The sequence below is a fragment of the Nakamurella sp. PAMC28650 genome, assembly GCF_014303395.1.
Taxonomy (GTDB): Bacteria; Actinomycetota; Actinomycetes; order Mycobacteriales; family Nakamurellaceae; genus Nakamurella.
Window position 1 is genome coordinate 2,047,680 of record NZ_CP060298.1, and the last position, 24,328, is coordinate 2,072,007.

At 66.6% G+C, this 24,328-nt stretch carries 27 protein-coding genes; 18 read left to right on the top strand and 9 right to left on the bottom strand.

The features are described 5' to 3' along the window. Positions 1-65: 65 nt before the first annotated feature. The 13 genes from nuoH (at position 66) to H7F38_RS09355 (ending at position 12,467) form a co-directional block, all read left to right on the top strand. On the top strand, positions 66-1,376 hold the full coding sequence (gene nuoH / locus H7F38_RS09295; protein ID WP_370531354.1) for an NADH-quinone oxidoreductase subunit NuoH: 1,311 nt from the start codon (positions 66-68) through the stop codon (positions 1,374-1,376). Then, positions 1,363-1,950, top strand: coding sequence for an NADH-quinone oxidoreductase subunit NuoI (gene nuoI / locus H7F38_RS09300; protein ID WP_255498304.1), 588 nt, complete (start codon positions 1,363-1,365; stop codon positions 1,948-1,950). The genes nuoH and nuoI overlap by 14 nt, the downstream gene beginning before the upstream one ends. After that, complete coding sequence (locus H7F38_RS09305) at positions 1,947-2,780, top strand: NADH-quinone oxidoreductase subunit J (protein ID WP_187093820.1); 834 nt, start codon at positions 1,947-1,949, stop codon at positions 2,778-2,780. The genes nuoI and H7F38_RS09305 overlap by 4 nt, the downstream gene beginning before the upstream one ends. Then, positions 2,777-3,076, top strand: coding sequence for an NADH-quinone oxidoreductase subunit NuoK (nuoK, locus tag H7F38_RS09310; RefSeq protein ID WP_090476263.1), 300 nt, complete (start codon positions 2,777-2,779; stop codon positions 3,074-3,076). The genes H7F38_RS09305 and nuoK overlap by 4 nt, the downstream gene beginning before the upstream one ends. A gap of 73 nt (positions 3,077-3,149) precedes the next feature. Further along, entirely contained in the window at positions 3,150-5,057 is a 1,908-nt protein-coding gene (gene nuoL / locus H7F38_RS09315) for an NADH-quinone oxidoreductase subunit L (RefSeq protein WP_187094588.1), read from the top strand. Then, positions 5,054-6,796 (top strand): NADH-quinone oxidoreductase subunit M, encoded by a 1,743-nt coding sequence (locus H7F38_RS09320; protein WP_187093821.1) that lies wholly within the window; start codon positions 5,054-5,056, stop codon positions 6,794-6,796. Before nuoL ends, H7F38_RS09320 begins: the two co-directional genes overlap by 4 nt. A 29-nt stretch (positions 6,797-6,825) precedes the next feature. After that, complete coding sequence (gene nuoN, locus H7F38_RS09325; protein ID WP_187094589.1) at positions 6,826-8,550, top strand: NADH-quinone oxidoreductase subunit NuoN; 1,725 nt, start codon at positions 6,826-6,828, stop codon at positions 8,548-8,550. Between the two features lie 78 nt (positions 8,551-8,628). Beyond that, positions 8,629-9,624: a polyprenyl synthetase family protein gene (locus H7F38_RS09330; protein WP_187093822.1), complete on the top strand. Its 996-nt coding sequence runs from the start codon at positions 8,629-8,631 to the stop codon at positions 9,622-9,624. A gap of 469 nt (positions 9,625-10,093) precedes the next feature. Beyond that, a complete protein-coding gene (locus H7F38_RS09335; RefSeq protein ID WP_187093823.1) occupies positions 10,094-10,648 on the top strand; it encodes a hypothetical protein in 555 nt (184 codons plus the stop codon). 307 nt (positions 10,649-10,955) lie between these two features. Next, complete coding sequence (locus H7F38_RS09340; protein WP_187093824.1) at positions 10,956-11,240, top strand: HU family DNA-binding protein; 285 nt, start codon at positions 10,956-10,958, stop codon at positions 11,238-11,240. A gap of 6 nt (positions 11,241-11,246) precedes the next feature. Continuing rightward, positions 11,247-11,714 carry a hypothetical protein gene (locus tag H7F38_RS09345; RefSeq protein WP_187093825.1) on the top strand — a complete coding sequence of 156 codons (468 nt, stop codon included), beginning with the start codon at positions 11,247-11,249 and terminating at the stop codon, positions 11,712-11,714. A gap of 59 nt (positions 11,715-11,773) precedes the next feature. Next, positions 11,774-12,103, top strand: coding sequence for a helix-turn-helix domain-containing protein (locus H7F38_RS09350; protein ID WP_187093826.1), 330 nt, complete (start codon positions 11,774-11,776; stop codon positions 12,101-12,103). Positions 12,104-12,194: 91 nt separating this feature from the next. Continuing rightward, on the top strand, positions 12,195-12,467 hold the full coding sequence (locus tag H7F38_RS09355; RefSeq protein WP_187093827.1) for a hypothetical protein: 273 nt from the start codon (positions 12,195-12,197) through the stop codon (positions 12,465-12,467). Here the strand turns inward: H7F38_RS09355 and H7F38_RS09360 are convergent. Together H7F38_RS09360 and H7F38_RS09365 are read right to left on the bottom strand one after the other, a co-directional pair. Beyond that, positions 12,389-12,781, bottom strand: a complete 393-nt coding sequence (locus tag H7F38_RS09360) for a hypothetical protein (protein ID WP_187093828.1) — start codon at positions 12,779-12,781, stop codon at positions 12,389-12,391. The genes H7F38_RS09355 and H7F38_RS09360 overlap by 79 nt on opposite strands. Before the next feature lie 364 nt (positions 12,782-13,145). Continuing rightward, positions 13,146-14,117: an IS1595 family transposase gene (locus tag H7F38_RS09365; protein ID WP_187091336.1), complete on the bottom strand. Its 972-nt coding sequence runs from the start codon at positions 14,115-14,117 to the stop codon at positions 13,146-13,148. Positions 14,118-14,182: 65 nt separating this feature from the next. Between H7F38_RS09365 and H7F38_RS09370 the strand changes: the two genes are divergently transcribed. Continuing rightward, complete coding sequence (locus H7F38_RS09370; RefSeq protein ID WP_187093829.1) at positions 14,183-14,443, top strand: hypothetical protein; 261 nt, start codon at positions 14,183-14,185, stop codon at positions 14,441-14,443. A 349-nt stretch (positions 14,444-14,792) separates the two neighbouring features. Then, positions 14,793-15,089 carry a hypothetical protein gene (locus H7F38_RS09375; protein ID WP_187093830.1) on the top strand — a complete coding sequence of 99 codons (297 nt, stop codon included), beginning with the start codon at positions 14,793-14,795 and terminating at the stop codon, positions 15,087-15,089. A gap of 9 nt (positions 15,090-15,098) precedes the next feature. Here H7F38_RS09375 and H7F38_RS09380 read toward each other — a convergent pair whose 3' ends face one another. From H7F38_RS09380 to H7F38_RS25540, 3 genes are all read right to left on the bottom strand, one after another. Continuing rightward, complete coding sequence (locus H7F38_RS09380) at positions 15,099-15,395, bottom strand: hypothetical protein (RefSeq protein ID WP_187093831.1); 297 nt, start codon at positions 15,393-15,395, stop codon at positions 15,099-15,101. A gap of 423 nt (positions 15,396-15,818) precedes the next feature. Beyond that, complete coding sequence (locus tag H7F38_RS09385) at positions 15,819-16,433, bottom strand: Clp protease N-terminal domain-containing protein (RefSeq protein WP_187093832.1); 615 nt, start codon at positions 16,431-16,433, stop codon at positions 15,819-15,821. Positions 16,434-16,775: 342 nt separating this feature from the next. Continuing rightward, complete coding sequence (locus H7F38_RS25540) at positions 16,776-17,084, bottom strand: hypothetical protein (RefSeq protein ID WP_222618771.1); 309 nt, start codon at positions 17,082-17,084, stop codon at positions 16,776-16,778. On the opposite strand from H7F38_RS25540, the gene H7F38_RS25545 reads away from it, so the two are divergent. The 3 genes from H7F38_RS25545 (at position 17,079) to H7F38_RS09400 (ending at position 18,347) form a co-directional block, all read left to right on the top strand. Continuing rightward, entirely contained in the window at positions 17,079-17,480 is a 402-nt protein-coding gene (locus H7F38_RS25545) for a PadR family transcriptional regulator (RefSeq protein ID WP_255498306.1), read from the top strand. The genes H7F38_RS25540 and H7F38_RS25545 overlap by 6 nt on opposite strands. 176 nt (positions 17,481-17,656) lie before the next feature. Further along, positions 17,657-17,968 (top strand): type II toxin-antitoxin system CcdA family antitoxin, encoded by a 312-nt coding sequence (locus tag H7F38_RS09395; protein ID WP_370531307.1) that lies wholly within the window; start codon positions 17,657-17,659, stop codon positions 17,966-17,968. Continuing rightward, complete coding sequence (locus tag H7F38_RS09400) at positions 17,961-18,347, top strand: type II toxin-antitoxin system VapC family toxin (protein ID WP_187093835.1); 387 nt, start codon at positions 17,961-17,963, stop codon at positions 18,345-18,347. Before H7F38_RS09395 ends, H7F38_RS09400 begins: the two co-directional genes overlap by 8 nt. A gap of 164 nt (positions 18,348-18,511) precedes the next feature. On the opposite strand, the gene H7F38_RS09405 is transcribed toward H7F38_RS09400, so the two are convergent. From H7F38_RS09405 to H7F38_RS09420, 4 genes are all read right to left on the bottom strand, one after another. After that, positions 18,512-19,888: a hypothetical protein gene (locus tag H7F38_RS09405; protein WP_187093836.1), complete on the bottom strand. Its 1,377-nt coding sequence runs from the start codon at positions 19,886-19,888 to the stop codon at positions 18,512-18,514. 66 nt (positions 19,889-19,954) lie between these two features. Then, positions 19,955-22,222 carry an FtsK/SpoIIIE domain-containing protein gene (locus tag H7F38_RS09410; RefSeq protein ID WP_187093837.1) on the bottom strand — a complete coding sequence of 756 codons (2,268 nt, stop codon included), beginning with the start codon at positions 22,220-22,222 and terminating at the stop codon, positions 19,955-19,957. 548 nt (positions 22,223-22,770) lie between these two features. Then, positions 22,771-23,262: a hypothetical protein gene (locus tag H7F38_RS09415; RefSeq protein WP_187093838.1), complete on the bottom strand. Its 492-nt coding sequence runs from the start codon at positions 23,260-23,262 to the stop codon at positions 22,771-22,773. Continuing rightward, on the bottom strand, positions 23,259-24,077 hold the full coding sequence (locus tag H7F38_RS09420) for a ParA family protein (RefSeq protein ID WP_187093839.1): 819 nt from the start codon (positions 24,075-24,077) through the stop codon (positions 23,259-23,261). The genes H7F38_RS09415 and H7F38_RS09420 overlap by 4 nt, the downstream gene beginning before the upstream one ends. Between the last annotated feature and the right edge of the window lie 251 nt (positions 24,078-24,328).

Here is a 24,328-nt window from a genome sequence, read left to right on the forward strand (position 1 = left end):
TCGGTCCGGGCGTCAGCAACGACGGTTCGACGCAGGCACTGCTGGCCGGCGACCCCTGGTGGTTGATGCTGATCAAGGCCGTGATCATCTTCGTCCTGCTGCTCCTGCTGACGCTGTTCGCGATCTGGTTCGAGCGCAAGGTCGTCGGGCGCATGCAGCATCGCCCCGGGCCCAACTGGAACGGCCCGTTCGGCGCGCTCCAATCGCTGGCCGACGCACTGAAGCTGATCTTCAAGGAGGGCATGATCCCGGCCCGCGCCGACAAGATCGTCTTCATCGCGGCACCGATCATGTCCGCCATCCCGGCGTTCCTGATCTTCTCGATCATCCCGCTCGGCGGCCAGGTGTCGATGTTCGGTCACCAGACCGCCCTGCAGATGACGGACCTCCCCGTCGGAGTGCTGGCTGCGCTCGCCTTCTCGTCGATCGGCGTCTACGGCATCGTGCTCGGCGGGTGGGCCTCCGGTTCCACCTATCCGTTGCTCGGCGGCCTCCGATCGGCGGCCCAGTTGATCTCCTACGAGGTCGCGATGGGTCTGTCCTTCGTCGCGGTGTTCCTCTACGCCGGCACGCTGTCCACCTCGGCGATCGTCAACCAGCAGACCGGCGGCTGGTACATCTGGCTGCTGCCGGTGTCGTTCATCGTCTACTGCGTCTCGATGGTCGGGGAGACCAACCGCGCGCCGTTCGACATGGCCGAGGCCGAGGGCGAGCTCGTCGGCGGCTTCAACACCGAGTACACCTCGATGCGCTTCGGCCTCTTCTTCCTGGCCGAGTACATCAACATGATCAACGTCTCGGCGATCGCCACCACGCTCTTCCTGGGCGGATGGCGTGCACCCTGGCCGGTCTCGCGGATCCCGGGAGCGAACGAGGGTTGGATCACGCTGATCTGGTTCTTCATCAAGATCCTGATCTTCATGTTCGGCTTCGTCTGGCTGCGGGGCACGTTGCCGCGCATCAGGTACGACCAGTTCATGACCCTAGGCTGGAAGATCCTGGTGCCGGTGTCCCTGGTCTGGATCGTCCTGGTCTCGACGGCGCGCGTGCTGAACTCCGCGACGAGCCTGACCACCCGACAGGTGCTGCTGTACATGGGCATACCGCTGGTCGTGATCCTGTTGGTCGCCGCCTTCTGGCCCGCGAAACAGATCGATCTCGACGACGACGGGGATGACGGGGGACTCGCGCTCGACCCGAACCTGGCCGACTCCCGTGTGGTGAACCCGCGACTGGGTGCCTACCCGATCCCGCCGATGGACCTCGTCGTCCCGGTTCCACCGATCAGGACCGCTCGCCCGGCACTACCAGTGGGCACGCCCGGCAGTGCCAGCAGTGCCGAGAGCAGCGAAGGAGCCAGCAGTGTCGTTTCTTGATCCCGTCAAGGGTTTCGGTGTCACCTTCGCCACCATGTTCCGGCCGGTGGTCACCGAGGACTACCCACGCAACCCGCTGCCCACCGCTGCGCGCTACCACGGGCGGCACCAGCTCAACCGTCATCCCGACGGGCTGGAGAAGTGCGTCGGCTGCGAACTCTGCGCCTGGGCGTGCCCGGCCGACGCGATCTTCGTCGAGGGCGGCGACAACACCGAGGAGGAGCGCTACTCACCCGGCGAGCGGTACGGCAAGAACTACCAGATCAACTACCTGCGCTGCATCGGTTGTGGATTGTGCATCGAGGCCTGCCCGACCCGTTCGCTGACCATGACGAACGAGTACGAACTGGCCGACGACGACCGGCAGCGTCTGATCTTCACCAAGGACCGTCTGCTGGCGCCGTTGCTGCCGGGGATGGAGCAGCCGCCGCACCCGATGCGACTGGGTGACGAGCAGGACTACTACGTCAGGGGCCCGGAACTGCTGCGCGATCCCGACGTGCGTCGCTCTGCGGCGCCGGCGGGCGCCGGCCACCCGACCGACGTTCCCGCTCACGACGGCGGTGTCGCATGAGTCTGGTCCAGGCCGCCGGGGACGCGGCCACCACCGTCGCCTCCGGAGGTGGGGAGCAGATCGCCTTCTGGATCCTGGCGCCGCTGGCGTTGCTCGGCGCGCTGGGGATGGTCTTCGCCAAGGGCGCGGTGCACTCGGCCCTGTGGTTGGTGCTGACCATGCTGTGCCTCGGCTGTCTGTACATGGCCCAGGGCGCCGAGTTCCTCGGTTTCGCGCAGATCATCGTCTACACCGGCGCGATCATGATGCTGTTCCTGTTCGTGCTGATGCTCACCGGCCGGGAGGCCGGCGACTCGGTGATCGAGGTCCTCAGGGGTCAGCGGGTCAAGGCCACGCTGGTCGGGATCGGTTTCGTGGCCCTGCTCGTCGCCGCGTTCGTGCGGGCGCTGCAGGGAACGACGTCGGTGGGGCTCGGGCCGTCCATGGCGCAGCGCGGACCGATCGGGTCGTTGGCCGCTGCCCTGTTCACCGACTACCTGTTCCCGTTCGAGCTCACCAGCGCCCTGCTGATCACCGCGGCCGTCGGCGCGATGGTGCTGGCCCATGTCGAGCGTGCCCCGGGCGAGAAGCGGACCCAGCGGCAGCGGGTCCACGAACGGATGCGTTCGGACCGGATGTCGCCGCTGCCAGGGCCGGGGGTGTTCGCGACCTCGTCGTCGAACGCCACGCCCGCACTCCTGCCGGACGGCAGTGTCGCGCCGGGATCGGTCTCCAACCTGGTCGAGCGGAGCGAGGCCATCCGGGTCACCACACGCAACTCGCAGGGTCGCTCGCTGGGCGCGATCGAGACGGCCGAGCATCCACAGCGGACCGACGGAGAGCACCGATGACCCCCGATCACTACCTGATCCTCTCGGCCCTGCTGTTCGGCATCGGCGCCGTCGGAGTGCTGGTGCGGCGCAACGCGATCGTCGTGTTCATGTGCATCGAGCTGATGCTCAACGCGGTGAACCTCTCGCTGGTCACCTTCGCCAGGATGCACGGCAACCTGGACGGGGTGCTGATGGCCTTCTTCGTGATGGTGGTGGCCGCGGCCGAGGTCGTCGTCGGGCTCGCCATCATCATGTCCATCTTCCGTAGTCGGCGCAGTGCCTCCGTCGACGACGCGAACCTGCTGAAGTTCTGACGGGGCGGGGAATTCCACAGTGACACCTCCAACGATCACCGCGATACCTCCGACGAGCACCGCGGCATCCGGCATCTCCAGCGTCGCCTGGCTGTTGTTGCTGCTGCCGATCGCCGGTGCGGTCGTGTTGCTGGTCGGTGGTCGGCGACTGGACCGGATCGGGCACTACATCGGTTGCGCCACCGTCATTCTCAGCTTCGCTCTCGGTGTGGCGATCTTCCTGTCCACCACCGGATCGGCCGCGGTCGACCGGATCCACTCGGTCCAGCTGTTCTCGTGGTTCAGCGCCGGCACCCTGGACGTCAACCTGGACCTCCGACTGGACCCGCTGTCGCTGACCTTCGTCCTGCTGATCACCGGTGTGGGATCGCTGATCCACATCTACTCGATCGGCTACATGGCGCACGATCCGCAACGCCGCAAGTTCTTCGCCTACCTCAACCTGTTCGTCGCGGCGATGCTGCTGCTGGTGCTCGGCGGCGGCTTCGTGTCGCTGTACTTCGGCTGGGAGGGCGTCGGTCTCGCGTCCTACCTGCTGATCGGTTTCTGGTCGGACCGGCCGGCTGCGGCCTCCGCGGCCAAGAAGGCGTTCCTGATGAACCGGGTCGGCGACGTCGGCCTGGCCCTGGCCATCTTCCTGATGTACAAGGAAATGGGAACCACCTCCTACCAGGGTGTTTTCGCCGCGATCCCGACCGTTTCCCCGGCAGTCGTGACCACCATCGCTCTGCTGTTGCTGCTCGGTGCCTGCGGCAAGTCCGGCCAGGTACCGCTGCAGGCCTGGCTTCCCGACGCGATGGAGGGCCCGACCCCGGTCTCGGCCCTGATCCACGCCGCGACCATGGTCACCGCCGGCGTCTACCTGATCGCCCGGTCGTCCCCGATCTACAACCTGACGTCCGACGGCCGCCTGGTGGTCACCATCATCGGGGCGGTGACGCTGCTGGTCGGCTGCATCGCCGGCTGCGCGAAGGACGACATCAAGAAAGTCCTTGCCTACTCGACGGTCTCGCAGATCGGATACATGTTCCTGGCCGTCGGCCTCGGCTCCGGGGTCTACGCCCTCGGCATCCTGCACCTGCTGACCCACGGGTTCTTCAAGGCCGGCCTGTTCCTCGGCGCCGGCAGCGTCATGCACGGGATGAACGACGACGTCGACATGCGTCACTACGGCGGTCTGGCCAACAAGATGCCGATCACCTTCTGGACGATCATGGCCGGATACCTTGCGCTGATCGGCTTCCCGTTCCTGTCCGGCTACTTCAGCAAGGACCCGATCATCGAGGCGGCCTTCTCGGCCGGCGGAGCCAAGGGTGCCCTGCTCGGCGGTGCCGCGCTGATCGGTGCCGGCCTGACGGCCTTCTACATGACCCGCCTGATGATCATGACCTTCTTCGGCGAGTCCCGCTGGAAGCAGTTGAAGTCCGCCGACGGGAGGGACTATCACCCGCACGAGTCGCCGAAGGTGATGACCATCCCGATGATCGTCCTGGCCATCGGGTCCGTCGGCGCGGGTGCATTCCTGGCCACCGGGAACCGGCTGGCGAACTGGCTCGCCCCGGCGGTCGGCAACTTCGAGGAGCCGCATCCGCCGGTCGCCAAGACCGTGATCACCATCGGCACCCTGGTGGTGGTCGCTCTCGGCGTCGGGATCGCGTACCTGGTCGTCGGTCGGGTGCCCGTGCCGGTCACCCGACCCGAGAAGGTCGGTGCGCTGGTGCGTTTCGCCCGTGCCGATGCCGGTGGCAACGCGATCAACGAGGCGCTGGTGGCCCGGCCCGGCCGATGGCTGGGTGGCGCTCTGGTCTTCACCGACACCCGTGGGGTGGACGGCGCGGTCAACGGTCTGGCGTCCGCGTTGGGCGCGCTGTCGAGTCGATGGCGGCGCTGGCAGAGCGGATTCGTTCGCTCGTATGCGTTGTCGATGCTCTCCGGCACCTTCCTGGTCGTCGCGGCCCTGATCGTGGTGAGGTTCGCATGAGCAACTTCCCCTACCTCGTCCTGCTCATCGCGATCCCCCTCGTCGGGGCCGGAGTCGTGGCCTTCATGGGCGGCGCCCCGGCGCGCACCGTCAAGCTGACGGCGTTGGCCTTCTCGCTGGTGGAACTCGTGGTGGCAGCGGCGTTGTGGATCGCCTACCGGCATCAGGAGACGGCCGCCCCGACGACGCAGTACGCGGCGTCGCCGTTCCGCGAGACCTACTCGGTCAACTGGATCCAGACGTTCGGCATCCACTTCTCCCTCGGCGTCGACGGCATCTCGCTGGTGATGATCGCGCTGATCGCCTTCCTGGTACCGATCGTGCTCGGCGCGTCGTGGGAGGAGAAGTTGCCCGAAGGGCGCACCATCGGCGGCTACTTCGCGCTGATCCTGGTGATGCAGGCGGCCATGACCGGTGTCTTCGCCGCCACCGACGTCTTCGTCTTCTACGTGATGTTCGAGGTGATGCTGATCCCGATGTACTTCCTGATCGGCGCCTTCGGCGGCCTCCGGGGCACCTACGCGGCGACCAAATTCTTCCTGTACTCGCTGATCGGCGGCCTGCTGATGCTGGCCTCCATCATCGGGCTCTTCGTGGCGTCCGGGCGGGTTCCGTCCCGGGTCGCCGCGGGGCTCGGCGGGACCCTGGACTGGAACAGCCTCCGGAACATCGCCCACGAGATCCCCACGTCCACCCAGCTCTGGATCTTCGGCGGATTCGCCATCGCCTTCGCGATCAAGGCACCTCTGGTGCCGTTCCACACCTGGCTGCCCGACGCCGGTTCCGAGGCACCGGTCGGGGCGGGCACCCTGCTGGTCGGGGTGCTCGACAAGGTCGGCACCTTCGGATTCCTGCGGATCTGCCTGCCGTTGCTGCCGGCGGCCTCGAGCAAGCTGGCGTGGCTGATCATCACCCTCGCGGTGATCGGCATCATCTACGGCGCGATCGTCGCGGCCGGGCAGAGTGATCTCAAACGGTTCGTCACCTACACCTCCATCGCGCACTTCGGGTTCATCGCGCTCGGCGTCTTCGCGTTCACCACGTCGTCGATCAGTGGCGCGGTGCTCTACATGGTCAACCACGGTTTGGCGACGGCCCTGCTGTTTCTGGTCGTCGGCATGCTCACGGCGCGGGGTGGATCACGGAACATCGCCGACTACGGCGGGGTCTGGAAGGTCGCGCCGCTGCTCGGCGGCTTCTTCCTGGTCGGAGCCCTCGCCACCATCGCGATGCCTGGTACCAACTCGTTCATCTCCGAGTTCATGGTGCTGATCGGCACCTTCAGCCGGCATCCGGCCTGGGCGAGCGTCGCCACCACCGGCATCGTCTTCGCTGCGGTCTACATGCTGTGGATCTTCCAGCGCACCATGACCGGGCCGGTGCGGGGAGCTGCAGTGCTGCAGCAGGATCCGCACGACGATTCCCCGCTGGGTGGGTCGGCGCCGCAGGCCCGGCCGGGCGGCACGACCACGATGGCGAAATCCCACGCCCCGGCCGCCGTCAAGGTGCGGTTCGGTGATCTCACCACACGTGAGATCGCCGTCCTGACACCCCTTGTCGTCCTGGTCATCTTCCTCGGTCTCTACCCCAAGCCGGTTTTGGACGTCATCAATCCCACTGCCCAGCAGACGGTGTCGTGGTCCTGCCACACCGATCCGGTGCCTGCACACCCGGCCCCCGCTGTCGCCGGGTCGCCGGCACGGCCCAGCACTCTCATCGTCACGGAGGCATCGTGCTGACTGCTCTGTTGTCCGCAACGCCGACTCTCATGTCGGGCTCGCCGGCCGATCCGATCAAGGCGCCCTCCGTCGACCTGACGGCGGTCATGCCGGTGATGATCATCCTCGGCGCCGCCTGCATCGCCGTGGTGCTGGAGGCGGTCCTGCCGCGAGGTCGGCGCTACGCCGCGCAACTGACGCTGGCCCTGGTCGCGATCGTGGGTGCCGGTGTCTGGACCGTCGTCGCCGGGGCCAGGCACCGCTACGCGGTGACCTTCTCCGGCGCGGTCGCGGTGGACGGCGGTACCTACGTGATGTGGGGCGTACTGCTGGCGCTGGCCCTGGTGTCGGTTCTGCTGATGGCGGACCGGGTGTCCGAACCCGGCGGTGCGTTCGCGCCCCAGGCCTCCGTGCGGGCCGGCTCCGCGCGTGACCGTGCGATGACGGCGGTCGCCCAACCGATGCAGACCGAGGTGTTCCCGCTCACGCTCTTCGCCATCGGCGGGATGCTGGTGTTCCCGGCCTCGTCCGACCTCATCACCCTGTTCGTCTCGCTGGAAGTGCTCTCGCTACCGCTGTACCTGCTCTGCGGATTGGCTCGCCGCCGTCGTCTGATCTCGCAGGAGGCGGCCGTGAAGTACTTCCTCCTCGGGGCGTTCACCTCGGCGATCCTGCTCTACGGAATCACCCTCATCTACGGGTACGCGGGTTCCATCAAGTTCTCCGAGATCGCGGCCAGGGCCAGCGCCGGCGGCTCGAGCGACCTGTTGCTGCTGGTCGGCATCGGACTGCTGGTCGTCGGTCTGCTGTTCAAGGGCTCCGTCGGCCCGTTCCACCTCTGGACGCCGGACGTCTACCAGGGGGCGCCGACCCCCGTCACCGCCTTCATGGCTGCCTGCACGAAGGTGGCTGCGTTCGCTGCGATGCTGCGGGTGTTCCAGGTCGCACTCGGTCCGATGGTCTGGTCCTGGCGTCCGGTGATGTGGGTGGTGGCGATTGCCTCCATGCTCATCGGCGCGATCATCGGCATCACCCAGACCGACATGAAGCGGATCCTGGCCTATTCCTCGGTCGCGCACGCCGGATTCATCATCCTCGGCGTCATGTCGCTGAGCCAACGCGGCGCCTCCGGCACCATGTTCTACCTCCTGACCTACGGATTTGCCACGGTCGGGTCGTTCGCGATCTTCACCCTCGTCCGCAAGGGGAGTGGAGAGGCCTCGAACCTGGCCGACTGGGCCGGCCTGGCCAAACGGTCCCCGGTGCTCGCCGCCGCCATGAGCCTGTTCCTTCTCTCGTTCGCGGGCATTCCGCTGACCAGCGGTTTCATCGGCAAGCTCAGTGTGTTCACCGCGGCCGTCGATGCCGGCATGGCGCCGCTGGTCGTGGTGGCGATGATCGCCACCGCGATCACGGCGTTCTTCTACCTGCGCATCGTCGTGCTGATGTACTTCTCGGCCCCGCTGACGGCGATGACGCCGGTACCGGCGATGAGCGCCGTCGGCGCCGCCGGTGCGGCGGGCGCCGCGGGTGGGCCGGAAGCTGGCGGCACCGTGGTGGTGGAGGTCGGTGTGGTGGTGGAGGCCGGTGTGATGGTCGAAGCCGGTGCGGGGGCCGGTGCGGGTGCTCGCGCGATCACTGAGCCGTTCGTGGTGGTACCGGGGGCGCTGACGGCGATCGTGATCGGGGTGTGTGTCCTGGTCACGCTGATCCTGGGAATCGTTCCGCAGCCGTTCCTCGACGGGCTCCAGGTGCCGTGGCCCCTGCTGTCCTGATCGTGACGAACCCGGGGTGACCGTGACGAACATTGCGCTGACCTGGATCCGGCGTTCTGCTGCCGTAGGGTCGTAGATGTGAACGCACCAACCGTCCTCGCCGGTATCGAGCTGGCCGACCCGGCGTTGGCCGCACGGGTCGCCACCGGCCTGGCTCGCGTCGAAGAGGTCCTCGAACGCGAGATGAGCAGCGAGTTCGATTTCGTCACCGAAGCGGCCTCGCACCTCATGCACGCCGGCGGCAAGAGATTCCGCCCGCTGTTCACCCTGGTCGCGGCGGGGGTCGGTCCCAATCCGGAATCCGAGGACATCATCACCGCCTCGGCGGTCGTGGAGCTCATCCACCTGGCCACGCTCTACCACGACGACGTCATGGACGAAGCCGACCTCCGGCGCGGCGCGAAGTCGGCGAATGCCCGCTGGGACAACTCGATCGCCATCCTGACCGGCGACTTCCTGTTCGCCCACGCCTCTCGACTGGTCGCCGACCTGGGTCCGGACGCGGTCCGGATCATCGCGGACACCTTTGCCGAGCTGGTCACCGGCCAGACCAGGGAGACGGTGGGTCCACGGGCCGGCGCCGATCCGATCGCGCATCACCTGACCGTGCTGGACGAGAAGACCGCCGCCCTGATCGACACGTGTGCCCGGTACGCCGGCATCTTCTCCGGAGCGAGCCAGGCCGAGACCGCTGCCCTGCGCCGGTTCGGTCGCGCCGTTGGAGTCGCCTTCCAGATCTCGGACGACATCATCGATGTCGCGTCCGACGAGTCCGGGAAGACGCCCGGCACCGACCTGCGCGAGGGAGTTCCGACACTGCCGGTCTTCTACACGCTCGCGGATCCGACCTCGGATCCCCGGTTGGTGGAGTTGGTGTCGGGGCCGATCGACTCGGAGTCGGAGTTGGCCGAGGCGGTCGGTCTGCTGCGCGCCTCGAGTGGTCTCGTCCAGGCTCGCGCCACCCTCGACAACTATGCAAGCACCGCGCTGGACGAATTGGGCAACCTCGCCCCGTCTGCCTCTCGTGACGCCCTGGTCTCGCTGACACAGTTCGTGGTCGCCCGTACCCGTTAGCGCTGCGCCGACCGTACCCGTTAGCGCTGCGCCGGCCGTACCCGTTAGCGCTGCGCCGCCCGTACCGGCTGGCGTCGCGCCCGGCCGGCTGGCGTTGCGCCCGGCCACGCTGCACGTCGCGCCCGGCCGGCTGGCGTTGCGTCCGGCCGCGTTGCACGTCGCGCCCGGCCACGCCGCACGTCGCGCCGGTCTGCGGCTCGCAAGCATTGGTACACCTGTGCGTGCCTTGGGAGACGTAATGCCATGCACTGCCTGGTAATCGGATATTTCGCCTTAAACGGATGCTACGACCCCTGCTCCCGCTTTACCTCGCTCAAGCGTGGGGTGTGAGTGGGTACGTGACCCGGCCCGAACCCGGCCCCGGACCCGGACGCGCCTACGTGGACGGTCGGTTGTCCCCATACCTTTGCCCATCCACAATTCGGAGATCCGTACTGCGCCGGAGCAACAGCGTCGGCATGCTGCCGGGATGGACATCCACCAGAAGGCCGCGGTGTGGAGCAGCGCACAGCTGCTGGACGCCGGCCAGTCATCACAGACCGTCCTGAGGGCCCTGGACACCGCTGCGCTGCAACGAGTTCGTCGCGGACGATACGCGGCGTTGCCCTACCCGGACGACCCGGTCGGCGAGCACCGACGGCGCACGATCGATCTGGCCCAGGAGGTCGGCCGGGCGGCCGTCGTCAGCCATGGATCGGCTGCCGTGCTCTGGGGCGTGGAGATACCGCCGGAACTGGATCTGTCCTCGGTGCATTTCACCTGGCCCGGGGCGGCCGGTCGAGGTACGTCCACGAACATTCATCCCCACCGCGCCCGGTTGGACCCGGAGGACGTACTGGAGTCCAGGACGGCGGTCGGTGTCGGTGGGTCACTCGAGGATCGCGGCATCCTGGTCACCACACCCGCACGAACGGTCTACGACCTGGCCAGGAGCGCGGATCAGCGAGTCGCGGTGTCGGTGGCAGATGACCACGCCGCGTTCCAGCTGCCGAACCGGTCCAGCGATCGGTATTGGCGAGGCTAGCCGGGCAGGCTTGCGACCGACGCTCCGTTGACCGGGCCGTCAGATCCTGCCCCACACCGGAGCATTCGACGTGACCGGCGTCGGCGGCTGCGGGGGCGGTTACTCGTCGTTCCGCGGTGCCCAGCAGCGCCAGGTGATTCAGCAACCCGGCGCGGCCCAACGTCTGTTGACCTCCGCAGCTCGCCAGTGTGAACAGCACCCGCCCGGGCCGCGAGCGGCCACCGCAACGGCCCCTGTGCCAGCATGTTCCTCGGGCGCCGCCAGCCGCGGTGGTGTCGGTGCGCGCAGACAGAAAAGGGAGCATCTGATGAATAGGTCCGAGCTGGTGAACGCCGTCGCGGAGAAGTCGGATACGCCCCGAACGCAGGTCGAGGCGGTGCTGGCCGCGACACGGGATCAGATCATGGCCGCTGCCGCGTCCGTTGAGAAGGTCACCCTGGCGGGGTTCGGAGCATTTGAGGCTCGTGATCGAGCTGCCCGAGAGGGCCGCCATCCGGCGACGGGTGAGCCCCTACAGATCGCCGTGACCCGTGGTGTGGGTTTCAAGCCCGGGTCGGCGTTCAAGCAGCGCGTCGCCGCCCCCATCGGATAACCGGGTATGCCGCCGAAGGCGTCGTCTTCCGGCGACAGCGGGCAGGTCCCGTCGTGGACGGTCCAGATCTGGGAGGACGACCGCGGCCACGCCCCCTACGCCGACTGGATGACCAAGCTGACCCCGTACGAGCAGGCCGTGGTGACGGCCGCTGTCCGGAACGTTCTGCAGCCGCTGGGCATGGGTATCTGCGACACCGAGTGGGGAAAGCCGCTGGGCGATGGTCTCTACGAGTTCCGGATCCGGCTGGCACTACGAGCCATCATGAGCTGGGGGAAGCCCGCCGACTTCGAGCCGCCGCCGGAGATCTCGGACCGCAAGGTACTGCTGCGGATCTTCCTGACCTTCCACGGAAGCAAGATCATCCTGCTCTTCCACGGCTACGACAAGGGGAAAGACCCCTCGCAGCGGCGCCAGCAGAAGGAGATCAAGAAAGCCCGTAGGGCGCTGGCCAGTTGGAAGGGCCAACATTGACAGGGTATGTATTGAAGCACATAATGGTGGCTAGCTCAAAGACCAGAAGAGGAGGCACCATGGCGCGATCTTTCGACGCGTATGCAGATCAACTCGCCGGCAACTGGAACCCCGCCACCAGAGCGGTCGCAGACCAAGCCGCCGCGTTCTTCGCTGCCCAGGTGACTGCGCAACTGGACCTGGGCGCCCAGATCGCCCAGGCACGAATTGGGTCGCATCTTTCGCAGACCGATCTCGGAGTGCGGTCAGGCGTACCGCAACCGGAGATCAGCCGCATCGAACGCGGCGCCGGCAATCCGACCCGAGAAACACTGAACAAGCTGGCGACCGCACTCAACGCCCGCTTCGTCCTCGTCCCACTGGCTGCCGTCGACGTGGCTCAACACTAGCCGACCGAGGTCCAGCCATAGGGAGCACCAGAACGTTGATGGTCCACCTCCAGGACTAGATAAATGCCTAGTAGGCAACTAGCCTCATCGTATGGATCTTCGGGACGGTCGACGGATGTTGGGCGCGGCGGAACTGGGCGCCCTACTAGGAGTGAGCCGGCAACGCGTCACGCAGTTGACGGCAAAGGTGTGGTTTCCGGCGCCGGCGATCCGTTTGGCGATGGGCGCGGTGTGGGCGTTGGGCGACATCCAGCAGATGGCAACAGAAACGGGTCGGCCGCTGGACTACCCGGCGCTGGCGGCGCACCTGGATGCCCTGGCCGAACGCCACCGCGCCGACCCGCAGTTCACCCGGCTGCAGTAAGCGGGCCGGGCCAGGCCCGTCCTCCGGTATCGGAGGGATCGGACCCGGCCCGACCGCCCGGCTATCCGGCCCAGCAACGCGGCCAGCTCGTCGCAGGTACCGTGCCACTGCACCGCCACCGGCTCCTGCGCGGCGTCAAAGATCGCCGCCGTGCACTGCGGCCCCGCGGCCTCGGTGTTCATCACCGCCACCAGCAGCCGGCGGCGCAGCCACATCAGGGCATCGGCGATGCTGGGCTGCACCGCCGAGTCGGTCCTGCCGTTGATGATAGTGAACGCTTCGAACAGGCCCAGCCCGATCTCGATGTGATCCATGAGTTTCCCCTGCTTTCTGCACCCGCACGTTCGGCTGATGCACGAAGGGGGTGTGGGGGTGGGGTGGACTGTCAAGGGCGCAGAGCAGCCACCGCCGGTGGCTGCGTCCCTTGACCGGACGGGCCCCCGCCCCCACAGACTCGGAGTACTTCAGCGAACCCCCCACCCGAACACCGACAGAGCAGTAGACCCAGCGGGCAACAATGGCCGCGCCGGACGACAGTCCTGGATGTGGACGTGCCCGTCTTGATCCGTCTTCGCCATTACAAGTGGCCGGCCTGTCAGCGTGCCAATCATCCCCGGGGTCCCACCGACGATACGATTCGTATCGAACAGGTGTACCGGGTAGCTGCTTGAGTAAAGTTCAGAACGGGACGTCCACTGCTGCAACAGGATTGCGCAGTTCAGCGAGCGGGTGTGGGTCTGTGTTCACGGCCTGCTGCAACAGTCGGTAGAACAAAAGCCCGCGACTCTTCGAGGTGCGTCGGTTGAACCGGAATGTGTATTCGTCCAGGTAGTAGGCCAGGTGCTCCTGGGAGACCGCGTAATGCAGGGTGCCGGTCAGCCAGCGTTTGAGCAGCGAGGCGACCATGTGGACGCCGGGGAGGTTGATGTGGGCGGGCTCGGCGCTGTCGGTCCCGACGAACGCGACGTGCTCGTAGCCGGCCGCGGTCAGCTTCTTCAGGTAGTTGGCGCCATCGGTTCTGACCGTTGATCCTTTGGCGATGACGCGGTCGGCGAAGCCGAGCATGCTGACCGATCGGGCTGTCTCGGCCAGCTCGATGCGGACCCTGCCCAGCTTGCGGCCGGGGATCGATTCCACTGCGATCATCGCCGCGGTGTGGTCCTTCACGCCGCCTGCGCGGCCGCGAGACTCGTTGCCGATGAACACTTCATCTAACTCCACCACACCGGAGAGCAACTCCCGCTCGGGGCGGACCATCGCCCGGCGTAGCTTCTGCAGCCACGCCCACGCTGTTTCGTAGGATCCGAAACCCAGCACCCGCTGCAGACCTTGCGCGGACATCCCGTTCTTCTGCGAGGTGATGAACCAGATCGCCGCGAACCACGTCGACAGCGGCGTCCGGAGCCGGTGGAAGATCGTGCCGGCGGTCACCGACGTCTGCCGGCCACACCTGGTGCACATCCATTTCGCCTTCGCCGTACGCCAACCGCCGGGCGCCCCGCACACCGGACACACAAACCCCTGGGGCCACCGCAGACGCTCCAGATACGCCAGACACGACGAGTCATCCGGGAACCACTCCAGCAACTCCTGAAAGGTCCGGGGGTAATCGACACCACCGACCGGGTAGGCACACACTGGCTCTGACATGGCCAAATACAACTTGACTCAAGCAGCTACCCAGTACAGGTGTGCCATTGAACTGGAGGATCCCGATGACGTCAGCCGCCCCGACCATCCCGCGCCGCCCACAACAATCGAAGACGGCGATGGCCCGACAAGTCAAAGAGCAGCGCCGCGGCTACGCCCGGGCGGTCCTGGCCGCGTTGGCCCGGTCTCTCAGCGGCCGACCCGCCGCCCAGGTCCGCCGGGTCCTGCAAGACTCGTTACGCCCACTGGGGGTGCGGCTCTCGCCCACCGAACTGCAGGCCATCGCCAAAAACATCAGCACCGGCCAACCCGTCCAACTGCCCTGACCGGTCCTTTCCCAGCTCCGGTGAATGTGTCAGGCACCGCCCGTCTCGGCGGTGGCCAGGTCCGTGCCGAGGAAGCGACAGACCTACGGGGGCTTACAACGGAACTTGTCGGCGATCTGGGCCACCGCCCCAGCGTGGTGGCCTTGGTGGTCGGGCTGGTCCCGGTCGTCGCCGCTTCCCATCGTCCCGGGTGGGGACAGCCCAGGTCGCACTGTGCAAACGTCCTCCGCAGTTCGCCGGCCATGTTGATAAATGTGGTGCGTACTGGATCATCCGGGGGCGCGCCCGCGAGCACCCACCGTGGTGACGGCGCAGGCGCGACCATCACCCGGGGTTTAGATTGGCGGTGATGACGACATGTACCGGCGACGCCCGGCCTGACAACGGCGGCGACGTCTACCTCACTAACGCCGGCGTCGGACACTGGAGATCGATGCTCGACACCCTGGACATCGCCTTCGAGCGGTGGATCGACTGTCCGGTCCTGAGTGCCTTGCACATCCAGCATCACCCGGACGGCTCGGGCAGCGCCGATGTCCGGTTGCAGTTGGTCGGGCCGGCGCAGGTGATCGAGGTGCTGCACCATCAGTTCCCCGCCGGTCACATCAACCGCATCGACCTGGACGACACCTCCGACATCGGTTGAGGCTGCACCTCAACCGCGGCACACCCTCAGCATGTCGGGGGGAAACGCCGGTAGGGTTTGACCGGCCGGCCTCAGCCACCCCAACGGTTTCGGGTCGGGGGGCCGGCGACTGCCGCGGATCACAGGTCGCTCAGGCGTTGCCGGGCCGACCCCTGGCAGCAGTTCGGCCAACGCGCCCGGCGGAGCCTGCCCCTGCAGGTCGGCCAGGCACTGATGCACCACTTCGACGACGGTCGGCAACGGCAGGTGTCCGTCAAATTCCCGGAACAGCTGCTCGACCACGTCGGCATAGCTGAAGTCAGACACCAGGTCAGTCTGCCCGCCGGCCGGCCGAAGACCAGACCGTTCGAAGCTGCCGGCCCAGACGTTGCCGGGCGCCGTCGGCGGTCGCCTGGCCTACATGCCAGGCGAATGCCTTCCCAGGCGATCCAACGCTTCCTGCCGGCATGGCCCAGGATTTGAGGAACGCCATCGGGGTCAGATAGCTGCTCGGAGCTCAGCACGATAACGCAGCAGCCACGGCGAGAACGTGCCGGGCCCGCGGACCGCGATCTTGTTGTTGTGCAACAGTTGCAGCACCTTTTCTGCGGAGTGCCCGGTCAGCCATTCCAGGTGCTGGCAGGACAGGCCGACGGTGAGGTACGCGGCCCGCAGGAACGGCCCCGGGATCGGGACGGGGGTGGGGAAGCGTTCGGTGATGGTGCCGGTTTGCTCCCGGCGGGGGATCCGCTAGCGCTCCAGCAGGTCGGTGACCTGCTCGTCCTGGGACAATGCGGCCAGCCGAGGATCGACCGGGACGGCGGGCACTTTGCTGGGTGGGGGCCCACCAGGCCGGACCGCGATGCCCTGCTCGTGCAGCGCGCGCAGCACCAGGGTGAGCGTCACATGCTGGTCGGCGGCGATCTGCTCGGCCAACCACTCCCGATCCACATACAGCTGCCGCAGCAGATCAATGTCCAACTGCCGCCGGCTTGCCCGGGTGGTGCGGGGCGCGACCTGGATACCCGCCTGGACCAGCCAGCCCCGCACCACCCGAGAACTGGTGTGTCCGAGATGATTCGGCACCTGGAGGGACCGCTCGAGCACATGTTTCGCCGACGGAGTGAACGGGATGTGTCCTGTCGGTCCTTTACGGCTACGGCGGACCGACTCGACGACTCGCTCGCGCACCGAGTCGAGGGTGATTCCGGCTGTTCTGATCGCCCTCTGCAGCAGCGGATCGCCGCTGCGGAGCACACCCAGGAGCAGGTGTTCTGTTCCGATCTGCTGGTGTCGCAGTGAGACGACTTCCTCCTGCGCCCACACGATGACTGATCGTCCCTCGTCTGTGAATCGCTCGAACATTTGAGCCCTCCCGATGCTTGGAGATCGCTGCGGTAAGCCGGACTTTTAGGGAACGCCGACCGGAAAGGGCATCCCTAACCGGAACGGGATTGGCTTGTGGCAATGGCGGTCGTCGGCGGCGTGGGTGGCGGGCGATGTGGTGACCTCCAGCGTCCATCGCTGTGGTCTCCGACGGCTATCCGTTGATGGTGGGCCTCAGAGGTCCCCGCTCTTGACATCAACACAGTCGCGATATATCGTGAGCCTGTCATCGCGACATAGGTTTGCGGGGACAGAACAGAATCAAGGAGACACACCATGAAGTACGACAACATCGAAGACCGGCCACGCGGCCGGTACACCTCAGAAGATCTTTCCGCCCACCGCACCGGCCGGGGTGGCCCGCGAGGCCGCCGCGATCCGCAGCGGGTCGACTCGCGACGTAGCGAGTTCCCAGGCGAAGCAGGTGATCTGGACAACGGCCGGCGCCGTCACCAGCGGGGTCCGCTGCGTGACGAGCGAGGCGAAAGCCGGGGCCGAGAGCGGGGCGCAGGGCGTGGCCGGGAACGCGGCGACGGCCGGGGTCGCGGTCGGGCCCAGCGCGGCGACGTCCGCGCCGCCATCTTGCTGTTGCTCGGCGATCAGCCGATGCACGGCTACCGGTTGATGCACGCGATCAGCCAACGCACCGAAGGTGCCTGGCGCCCCAGTCCCGGCGCGATCTATCCGACCATTGCCGTCCTAGAGGACGAGCAACTGGTCAGCGTCACCGCGGAGGGCGGCCGGAAGCTGGTCAGCCTCACCGACAGTGGCCGCGAGTACCTTCGCGACAACGCCGGAACCATCGCCGATCCTTTCACCGCCATCACCGCAGACCGCGGTGGGCGCAACGATCTGCGCAGCTCCGTTGACCAGTTGCACACCGCGGCCCGGGCTGTGGCAGACAGTGGCACCAGTGAGCAGATCCTCACTGCACAAGGCATTCTCGAGCAGACCAAGCGATCGCTCTACCTGATCCTCGCCGGCCAGTCGATCACCGACGGACCCGCGGATCCGACCCAGGTCTGATCCCAGACCGTCGCGATCGCAGCCCGTCAGCGCCGACCGGCACGGGCGGAAGAACTCGCGTAGTTCCTGCGCACCCGGCCGGCGCCCACCAGCCGCGAGGCCCGCGCACCGGGCCCGCGACGGGTGACAACACCGCCAGAACTCCCGGAACAGGACAAGATGCGTTTTCCTCGCACATGAATCCAGCAGGCCGCACCGAACCGGATAGCGATCGGCTTCCGGAACACCAGGGCAGCGTGTGTATATTGTGTGTTGTGACTCGACTGAACGTCTACCTCCCGGACGAGCTTGCGGCAGAAGCCAAGAAGGCGGGTTTGAACCTTTCGGCGGTGACCCAAGAAGCCGTGAGGCGAACTCTCGCCGAGCGCACGACCGATGCCTGGCTTGCCACGGTGGCCACTACTTCCTCGACTGAACGAGTGCCCCACGACCGCGCCCTCGACGCGCTTGACGCCGCGCGGGACGAGGCTCCGACGCGCCATGGCTGAGGTAGTCGTCGACGCATCCGCAATGGTCGATCTACTGCTTGACAACGAGTTGGGTAGCGCCGTTCGCCTGCGACTCGCGGGACACGCGCTGCACGCGCCGGCCCACCTCGACGCTGAGGTTCTCTCTGCATTAGGACGACTGCATCGGGCTGGCGACCTCGAGGCCGAAGCCGTCGAATCCAAGCTGCGTGACCTCGTAGCAGCCCCGATCCAGCGGCACGGTGTCGGTGAACTTGTCATTGGCGCCTGGTCGCGACGGCATCAGCTACGGCTGGTCGATGCCTTGTACGTCCAGCTGGCCATCGTGCGCGATCTTCGGCTGGTCACCACTGACCGCCGTCTTCGGGCCATGCCCTCTGCAGACGTCGTTACCACCTGATTCCTCGATCGCCAGCGCATCGCCTTGAACCCGTGCGGGCAATCCGGTCAGGGATCCGCTTACGGAAGCCCCCTCTTCATCGAGCGGCCAAGGGCCGCCTCGTCACCGTCAAGTCGTGGGGCCGACAACCAGACGACTTCGGGGTCGAGTCCGAACCTTGTGATTCAGTCGGTTGGTGGCACCACCCGCAGCGCAGTGGTTCGGCGTGGTCGACTGGTCTGCGCCGGGAAGAACTGTTGGGGATGGAAGACGTCCAGGTACAGGCGCCAGATCTTCTCGGGTTGCCTGCCCACCAACACTTCGGATCGGCAGGTGTGGAGTCTGCGGACGCCGGCTGTTTCGATGATGAGTGTCGTGTCGACGAGCCAGTGATCGGCCAGGGCCCAGCCGATCTCTTCAATGCTCCAGTGGTTGGCCTGGGCTCTGGTCCGCAGACGGTTGACGGCGGACAGGCACGGCCCGGGCCGCAGCTGCAGTTCCTGGCGATCAGCGTCGACGCTACCCAGCAGGTTCCTGGCGGCGCCATTGTGATCGGTGGCCCATCCGGTCCGAGATCCGTCGGCACCAGGTGGACGCCGCAGCTCGAGGTGGTCGCTGACATGGCCACCACTGTTGGACAGAACAACGGCCACGAGGAGCAGGAACTGCTCATGCAGGTCCCGCTCGGCCAGACCGACCGGCTGTTGGATCAGTGGTAGCCGGCCATCTCGGATCCGGTCCTGCGGCGGGAGGTAAGCAGGCACCACCATCGGGGAGGATCGGGCCGGGGGGAGTGCGGGCCCGGCGAGGTTGCGCAGCAGCCGGGTGTGGAGCCGAATCTGGTCGAGGTCCTCGGCGCCGCGGCCGCGTTGGGTTTCGGCCCATAACTGGGTGCTGATGGACAGAAAGTCAGCCAGGTTGCCTCGAACGGCATGGGAAGGGTCTCGCCAGAGACGGTCCAGCCACATCCGGATCTCGGTGAGCAGGTCGTCCAGGACCTCCAGATCGCCGGCGCCGGCGGCGGCGGCGGCGGGTACAGCGTTCAATGCCCAGTAGAGCTGCTCGGGTTCGGGTCGTTGGTCGCTCCAGCGCAGCATCGTCGGCCAGCCCTGCTGGGCCCAGTGGGCCGAGGCTGGCGACGGTTGCCGGAGATGGAGCATGCCCGGCACGGTACTGGCGTGCAGTTCGGTCGGCTCAGCGACCTTGTTCTGTCCAAGGCGGGACTGCTGCGTCGTGCCGCGGCGCGCGGCCGCGAGCCGGCGGAGACCATCGGTATCCAGGACCCGGCCGGTGTCGCTGTAGGCGACGCCAGCCCAGATCACTCCCTCCGGGTTCGAGTAGGGGAAAAACTCCCGCCTGAGAGAGATACACAACGTCCGGACGGGGCACTCCCCCGCGCAGATCCGGATGGCTCGGATCCAGCTCTGCCCGTCGCCGACGTCCAGGTCCCAGGACTCGTGCGGTAGCTCACCGGCTGGTGCGTCGTACGCAGATCTGCACGCTCCCTGCCATGGGCCCGCGTCGTCCTGCTGCCCGTCGGTCTGATCAGTCGCACGCCTCATAAATACCAGTAAACCGTATTACTGGTAATACGGCAACACGGTCGACCGGAAGAAGTGCCGAAACGGTCAGGAGGTTTCGACGTAGACCTCCTCGTCGCACGGAATCCAGGTCATCCCGGATCCGCCTACGTTGGGCCCCTCCACCACCTCGTAGCTGATGACCAGCTGTTGGACAGAGCCGTCATCGTTGACGTAGTAGTCCTGGTCGCCCTCGATCTCCTGGATCTCCACCAACGTCTTGACGCAGTCGACCTCGAGCAAGGCGATCTGCCCGACCTGCAACCTGTTCCCCGGGACGAGCTGCATCCCTTCTGTGAGGTCGGCGCCGGCGGGGGAGTCCGCCTCGTCCTGCGAGTCGGCGGCCGCCTCGAGCTCGGCCTCGACGGTTTGGATGGCGGCCGCCCGTTGGCCGCCGCTGCTCTTGGGGACCTCAGTCTGTCCGGACCAACGGTCCGCCGATTGGGAGACCAGCTCCTGCAGGGCGGTGATCAGCTGGGCATCGTCGGCCGTCAGCTCACCGGTGATGACCTTCGCCGGATCCGGAACCCAGAACGTCTGGATCGTCTGCGGGCCCTTGCCGACGTCCACCGTGGCGCGGCCCCGTACGCGAGTCTTGCGACGTTGGCCGGTCCGCGGATCCAGTTCGTACTCGAACACACGCTGCTGGATCGCACGGGTGTTGAAAACCATCTCCAAGGCCGCGCCGTCCAGGTGACCAAGGCCCACCCGGGTGGTCAGGTTCGATCGCGCCTCACCGGGGATGTAGCTGACATCCGGTCGTTGAGTGGCAGTGACAACGAAGGTGCGGCCCTGTCGACCGAGCCGCAGCCCACTCCAGATCTTGCGCAGCTCCGGGTTCTTGGTCCCCTTGGGCTTGGTGACCTTGGACGGATCACGACCCTCGACCTCGGCCTGCGCGGCCAGATCTTCAAGCTTCTCCTCGCTGGTGTGGTACTCACCCAATCGCTCGACGAGCTCGCCGGCCTCGTCGATGATCAGCAGCATCGGCGGTAGGTCCGCCTCTCGGACCTCGAAGTGCTTCAGCGCGGCATACCGGTCGCGCATCGTTTGGTAGAACAGGTCAATCCCGCGCTCCATCTCAGCTTCGCTGGTGGCCACCACCTCGACGCCGGCCCACGCCTGCCAGCCCCGCTTGGCCAACGCCACCGGATCGAACCCGCGGAAACTCAGCTCCTTCGGGTCGACCAGCACGATGCTCCAGCCCCGCATAGCGCAGGCGACGATCAGGTTGTTGAGGAAGATCGTCTTGCCGGTTCCGGTCGGACCGACACACAGCAGGTGTGGGAACGTCTCCGGGTCCCAGAAGACCTCCGCTGCGCCGTCGCCCACCCCGAGCGGGATGTGCATCTGCTCGGACTCATCGGGCATTTCCAGCGGGAAGTCGGCTCGCTTGGGAAGCGGCTGCGAAGGGCTCACGGTGACGGTGCTGGTGGCCGGGTCCCATCTGACGTTCCAATAACCGGTGGGGCTGGGGGCGCGGGAGTCGAGCACCGCCTGAACGCGCTGGCGGAAACCATCGCCGACATCCCGGGTCGTGTTGGCATAACGCCCCACGAGCTGTTGGACAGAACCGTCCGCTGCGACCTTGGACTTCCGCTGGTCGACGACGAGAGATCCGATCATCAAGGTCAGCTGCGCCGCCAACTTCCCGAGTTCCGGGTGCTTGTCCTCCAGACGCAGGACCGGAATCGGCCGAGGGGTGATCTGGAAGCGGCTTCTGCGGGGCAGCCATTTGACGCTCACCGGCGCGAGCACATGGGGCCCCAAGGCCGCTCCAATTGCATCGGAGTAGTCGCTGACCACCTCTGCGCTGCGGTACTTGAGTGTGGCGCGCTTCAGGCCCCGCCCCCATGGCGTCCACCGCGACCGCCGAAGTGAGAGCCGCGCTGACGGCACCTGAAGGACGCCGGCGCAGGAGGCCATCACCGTGGCCTTGGTCTGCCGCTGCTTGCGCCGAAGCAGACGCCACCCGTAACCGAGGATCAGGACGAGGATGCCGCCGGCCGTCAGCTCGTCGCCGATGAGCGGGGCCCAGTGATCGATGAACTGCCGCGCAGTGGTGACCCAGCGGGGTGGGTTGGTCACATGCACGGCTCGATTGGCCAGAGTGATCCCGATCAGCAGCAGCCCGAGCACGATCATGCAGCCGCCGAACGCCGGCCACCGCGCTCGGCCCCGCTCGATGCTCGTTGCGATCGGCGCGCGCACCAGGGGTGCCCTGGTGGTCAGGCTCGGCCGGCCCGGACCAGGTGTCGGCGGAGGAAGCAGCGGCTGAGGTGTCTGGGCACTGGGCTCGTCGGGTTTGGTGCGCATGGTGGGCCTCCCGGGCAGTGGGGCAGTTCAGGAGATCAACACCCGCCGGAGATCACGTTTTGGTAACTTGCCCTTGCACAGGGCGGATAGGCTGCCGGTCAGCGCAACGAAGAGAGCATGAACCGGCAGACATCCCCCCGCAGCTGCGATCAAGAAGAGAACGCCGGCGCACCAACGGAAGTGGATCCGCCCCACCGTAGGAACTATCCCGCGCTCATGCATTACCGGTAATACGGGATCTAACCCCATCCTGTGATGCGCTGATCAACCGCCATTGACAGACGCACCAAAGCCCCTGACCAGTCCAAACGACGGTATTGCAGGTATACCGTAAATACGGCTGTACGTCCTACTGGCCGACCAGCACGCCGTAGTTCCAGCTCACCGGTCGCGCGGATCGCTGGCGAGCGCGGAGCCCACATTTACGATCGGCCGTATTACCGGCAGGCCCGGGACGTTGGTGCGTCGCTGACCAGCAGATACAAACGTTGGTGGCCCCGTCCGGGATCCGGAAAGGGCCACCAAGGGGGCAATGCGGGTGGAGCTGTTCAGCGTCGGCCGCGCCGGAGGCCGTTCTTCGGCGGTGTGAACGGCTCGCCGCCGTTGAGTTCCTTCTCCCAGTGGCTGACGACCTGATGAAGCCCGAGCCGGGCACCATCGGTCAACGAGCTGATGTCCGCCGGTTCACCGGTGATCTGCTGATTCAGCAGCAACCCGGCGAACCGGCGATGCAGGGAGGTGGGGATGTTGACGGTCAGTTTGACGGTCGGTTCGCCCCAGTACTCCTCGCCCGGCCGGGCATCGGTGTTGACCATCTCCGGCTCGGCCTTTGCCGCCACCGGGGTCGCAGGGGTCGCCGGGGGAGTGGCCGGTTCCTTCGGTGGGGTTGGCATGCTCGGAGCCCGTCGGGCCTTTGCCGGAGGGGGGGTCGGTTCGGCCTCCGGCGTCGGCGGTGCATCGGCCAGCAGGTCCGGGGCCAGTCCGATCGATCGGCGGGTCGGGCGGGGGGTCCGGGTGGTGGTCTTGGCCTTCTCTGTCATGACGCCTCCGTAGCAATCAGTTTCTTGGCCAGCTGGTCGTAGTACTCGGTCATCTCTTTCGCGCCGTCTTCGGCGAGGGCGGCCAGGGGAAGCCGGGCGCCGTGGGCGCGTTCGACGGCCACCCGCGAGGGCAGCACAGGCTCCCAGAGCTGCTTGCCAAGCTGGGTCTTCAGATCGGCAAGGATCGCCTTGTCCGGTCCGCGCCGGAGATCGAAGTTGTTGGCCACGACTCCGGTGAGGTCCTGGACGTGGCCGAAGGACTTGTGCAGCTGGCTCAACTGGAGGCGAAGCTCGACCAGACCGAACATCGCTCCTTCAGACGCGGACGTGACACCCAGGACGCCGTCGGCTGCGACCATGGCCAGGAAGAAGCTGTCGGTCTGGCCATAGCCGCAGTCGAAGAAGGTCCAGCCGACATCGTCACCGGGGTAGTCCTCCAACGTCTCCCGAAGACCCCAGTAGTCCGACGCGCCGCCCACGGTGAGCTTCGCCTCCGGATTGGAGGGGAGCAGGTCGATCCCGGCCCAGGCCTGCTGGGCCTGCTCGTCCAACGTGTCCAGTTCCTCGAGGCGGATGAACGTTGCTTCTGGAGTGGTGAGGCCGGCCAGCATGGTGGCCACAGTCGACTTGATCGTGCGGGGCGTGCTCCCGGTGAGGACTGCGGTCGCGAAGGCCTGAGGGTCCATGTCTATGATCCGAACTCGGGCCCGACGGTTCTTTTTACGCAGACGCTTCAGCACTGCCACCGAGAGGTTCAGCGTCACCGTGGTCTTACCGACACCTCCCTTGAGGTTGTCGATCGCGGTAGAACCCATCGTGTGCTCCTGTCTTTCTTCGGGACCGAGTTCAGGCGAACTGACATGTGCCCGTATTACCGGTCTGACAGTCCACCGGCGGACCGGCGGACCGGCTGACCGTATTACCGTAAACCTACAGCCTTCGCCCACGACCGACCAGGACCATCCGCTCCGAGCCACTCGGTGGCGCGATCAAACACGAAGACATGAGGTCTCGAGGCGTTCCGGCTCGACCCGTCGTGAAGCCTCCGCACCCTATTCCGTCCAAC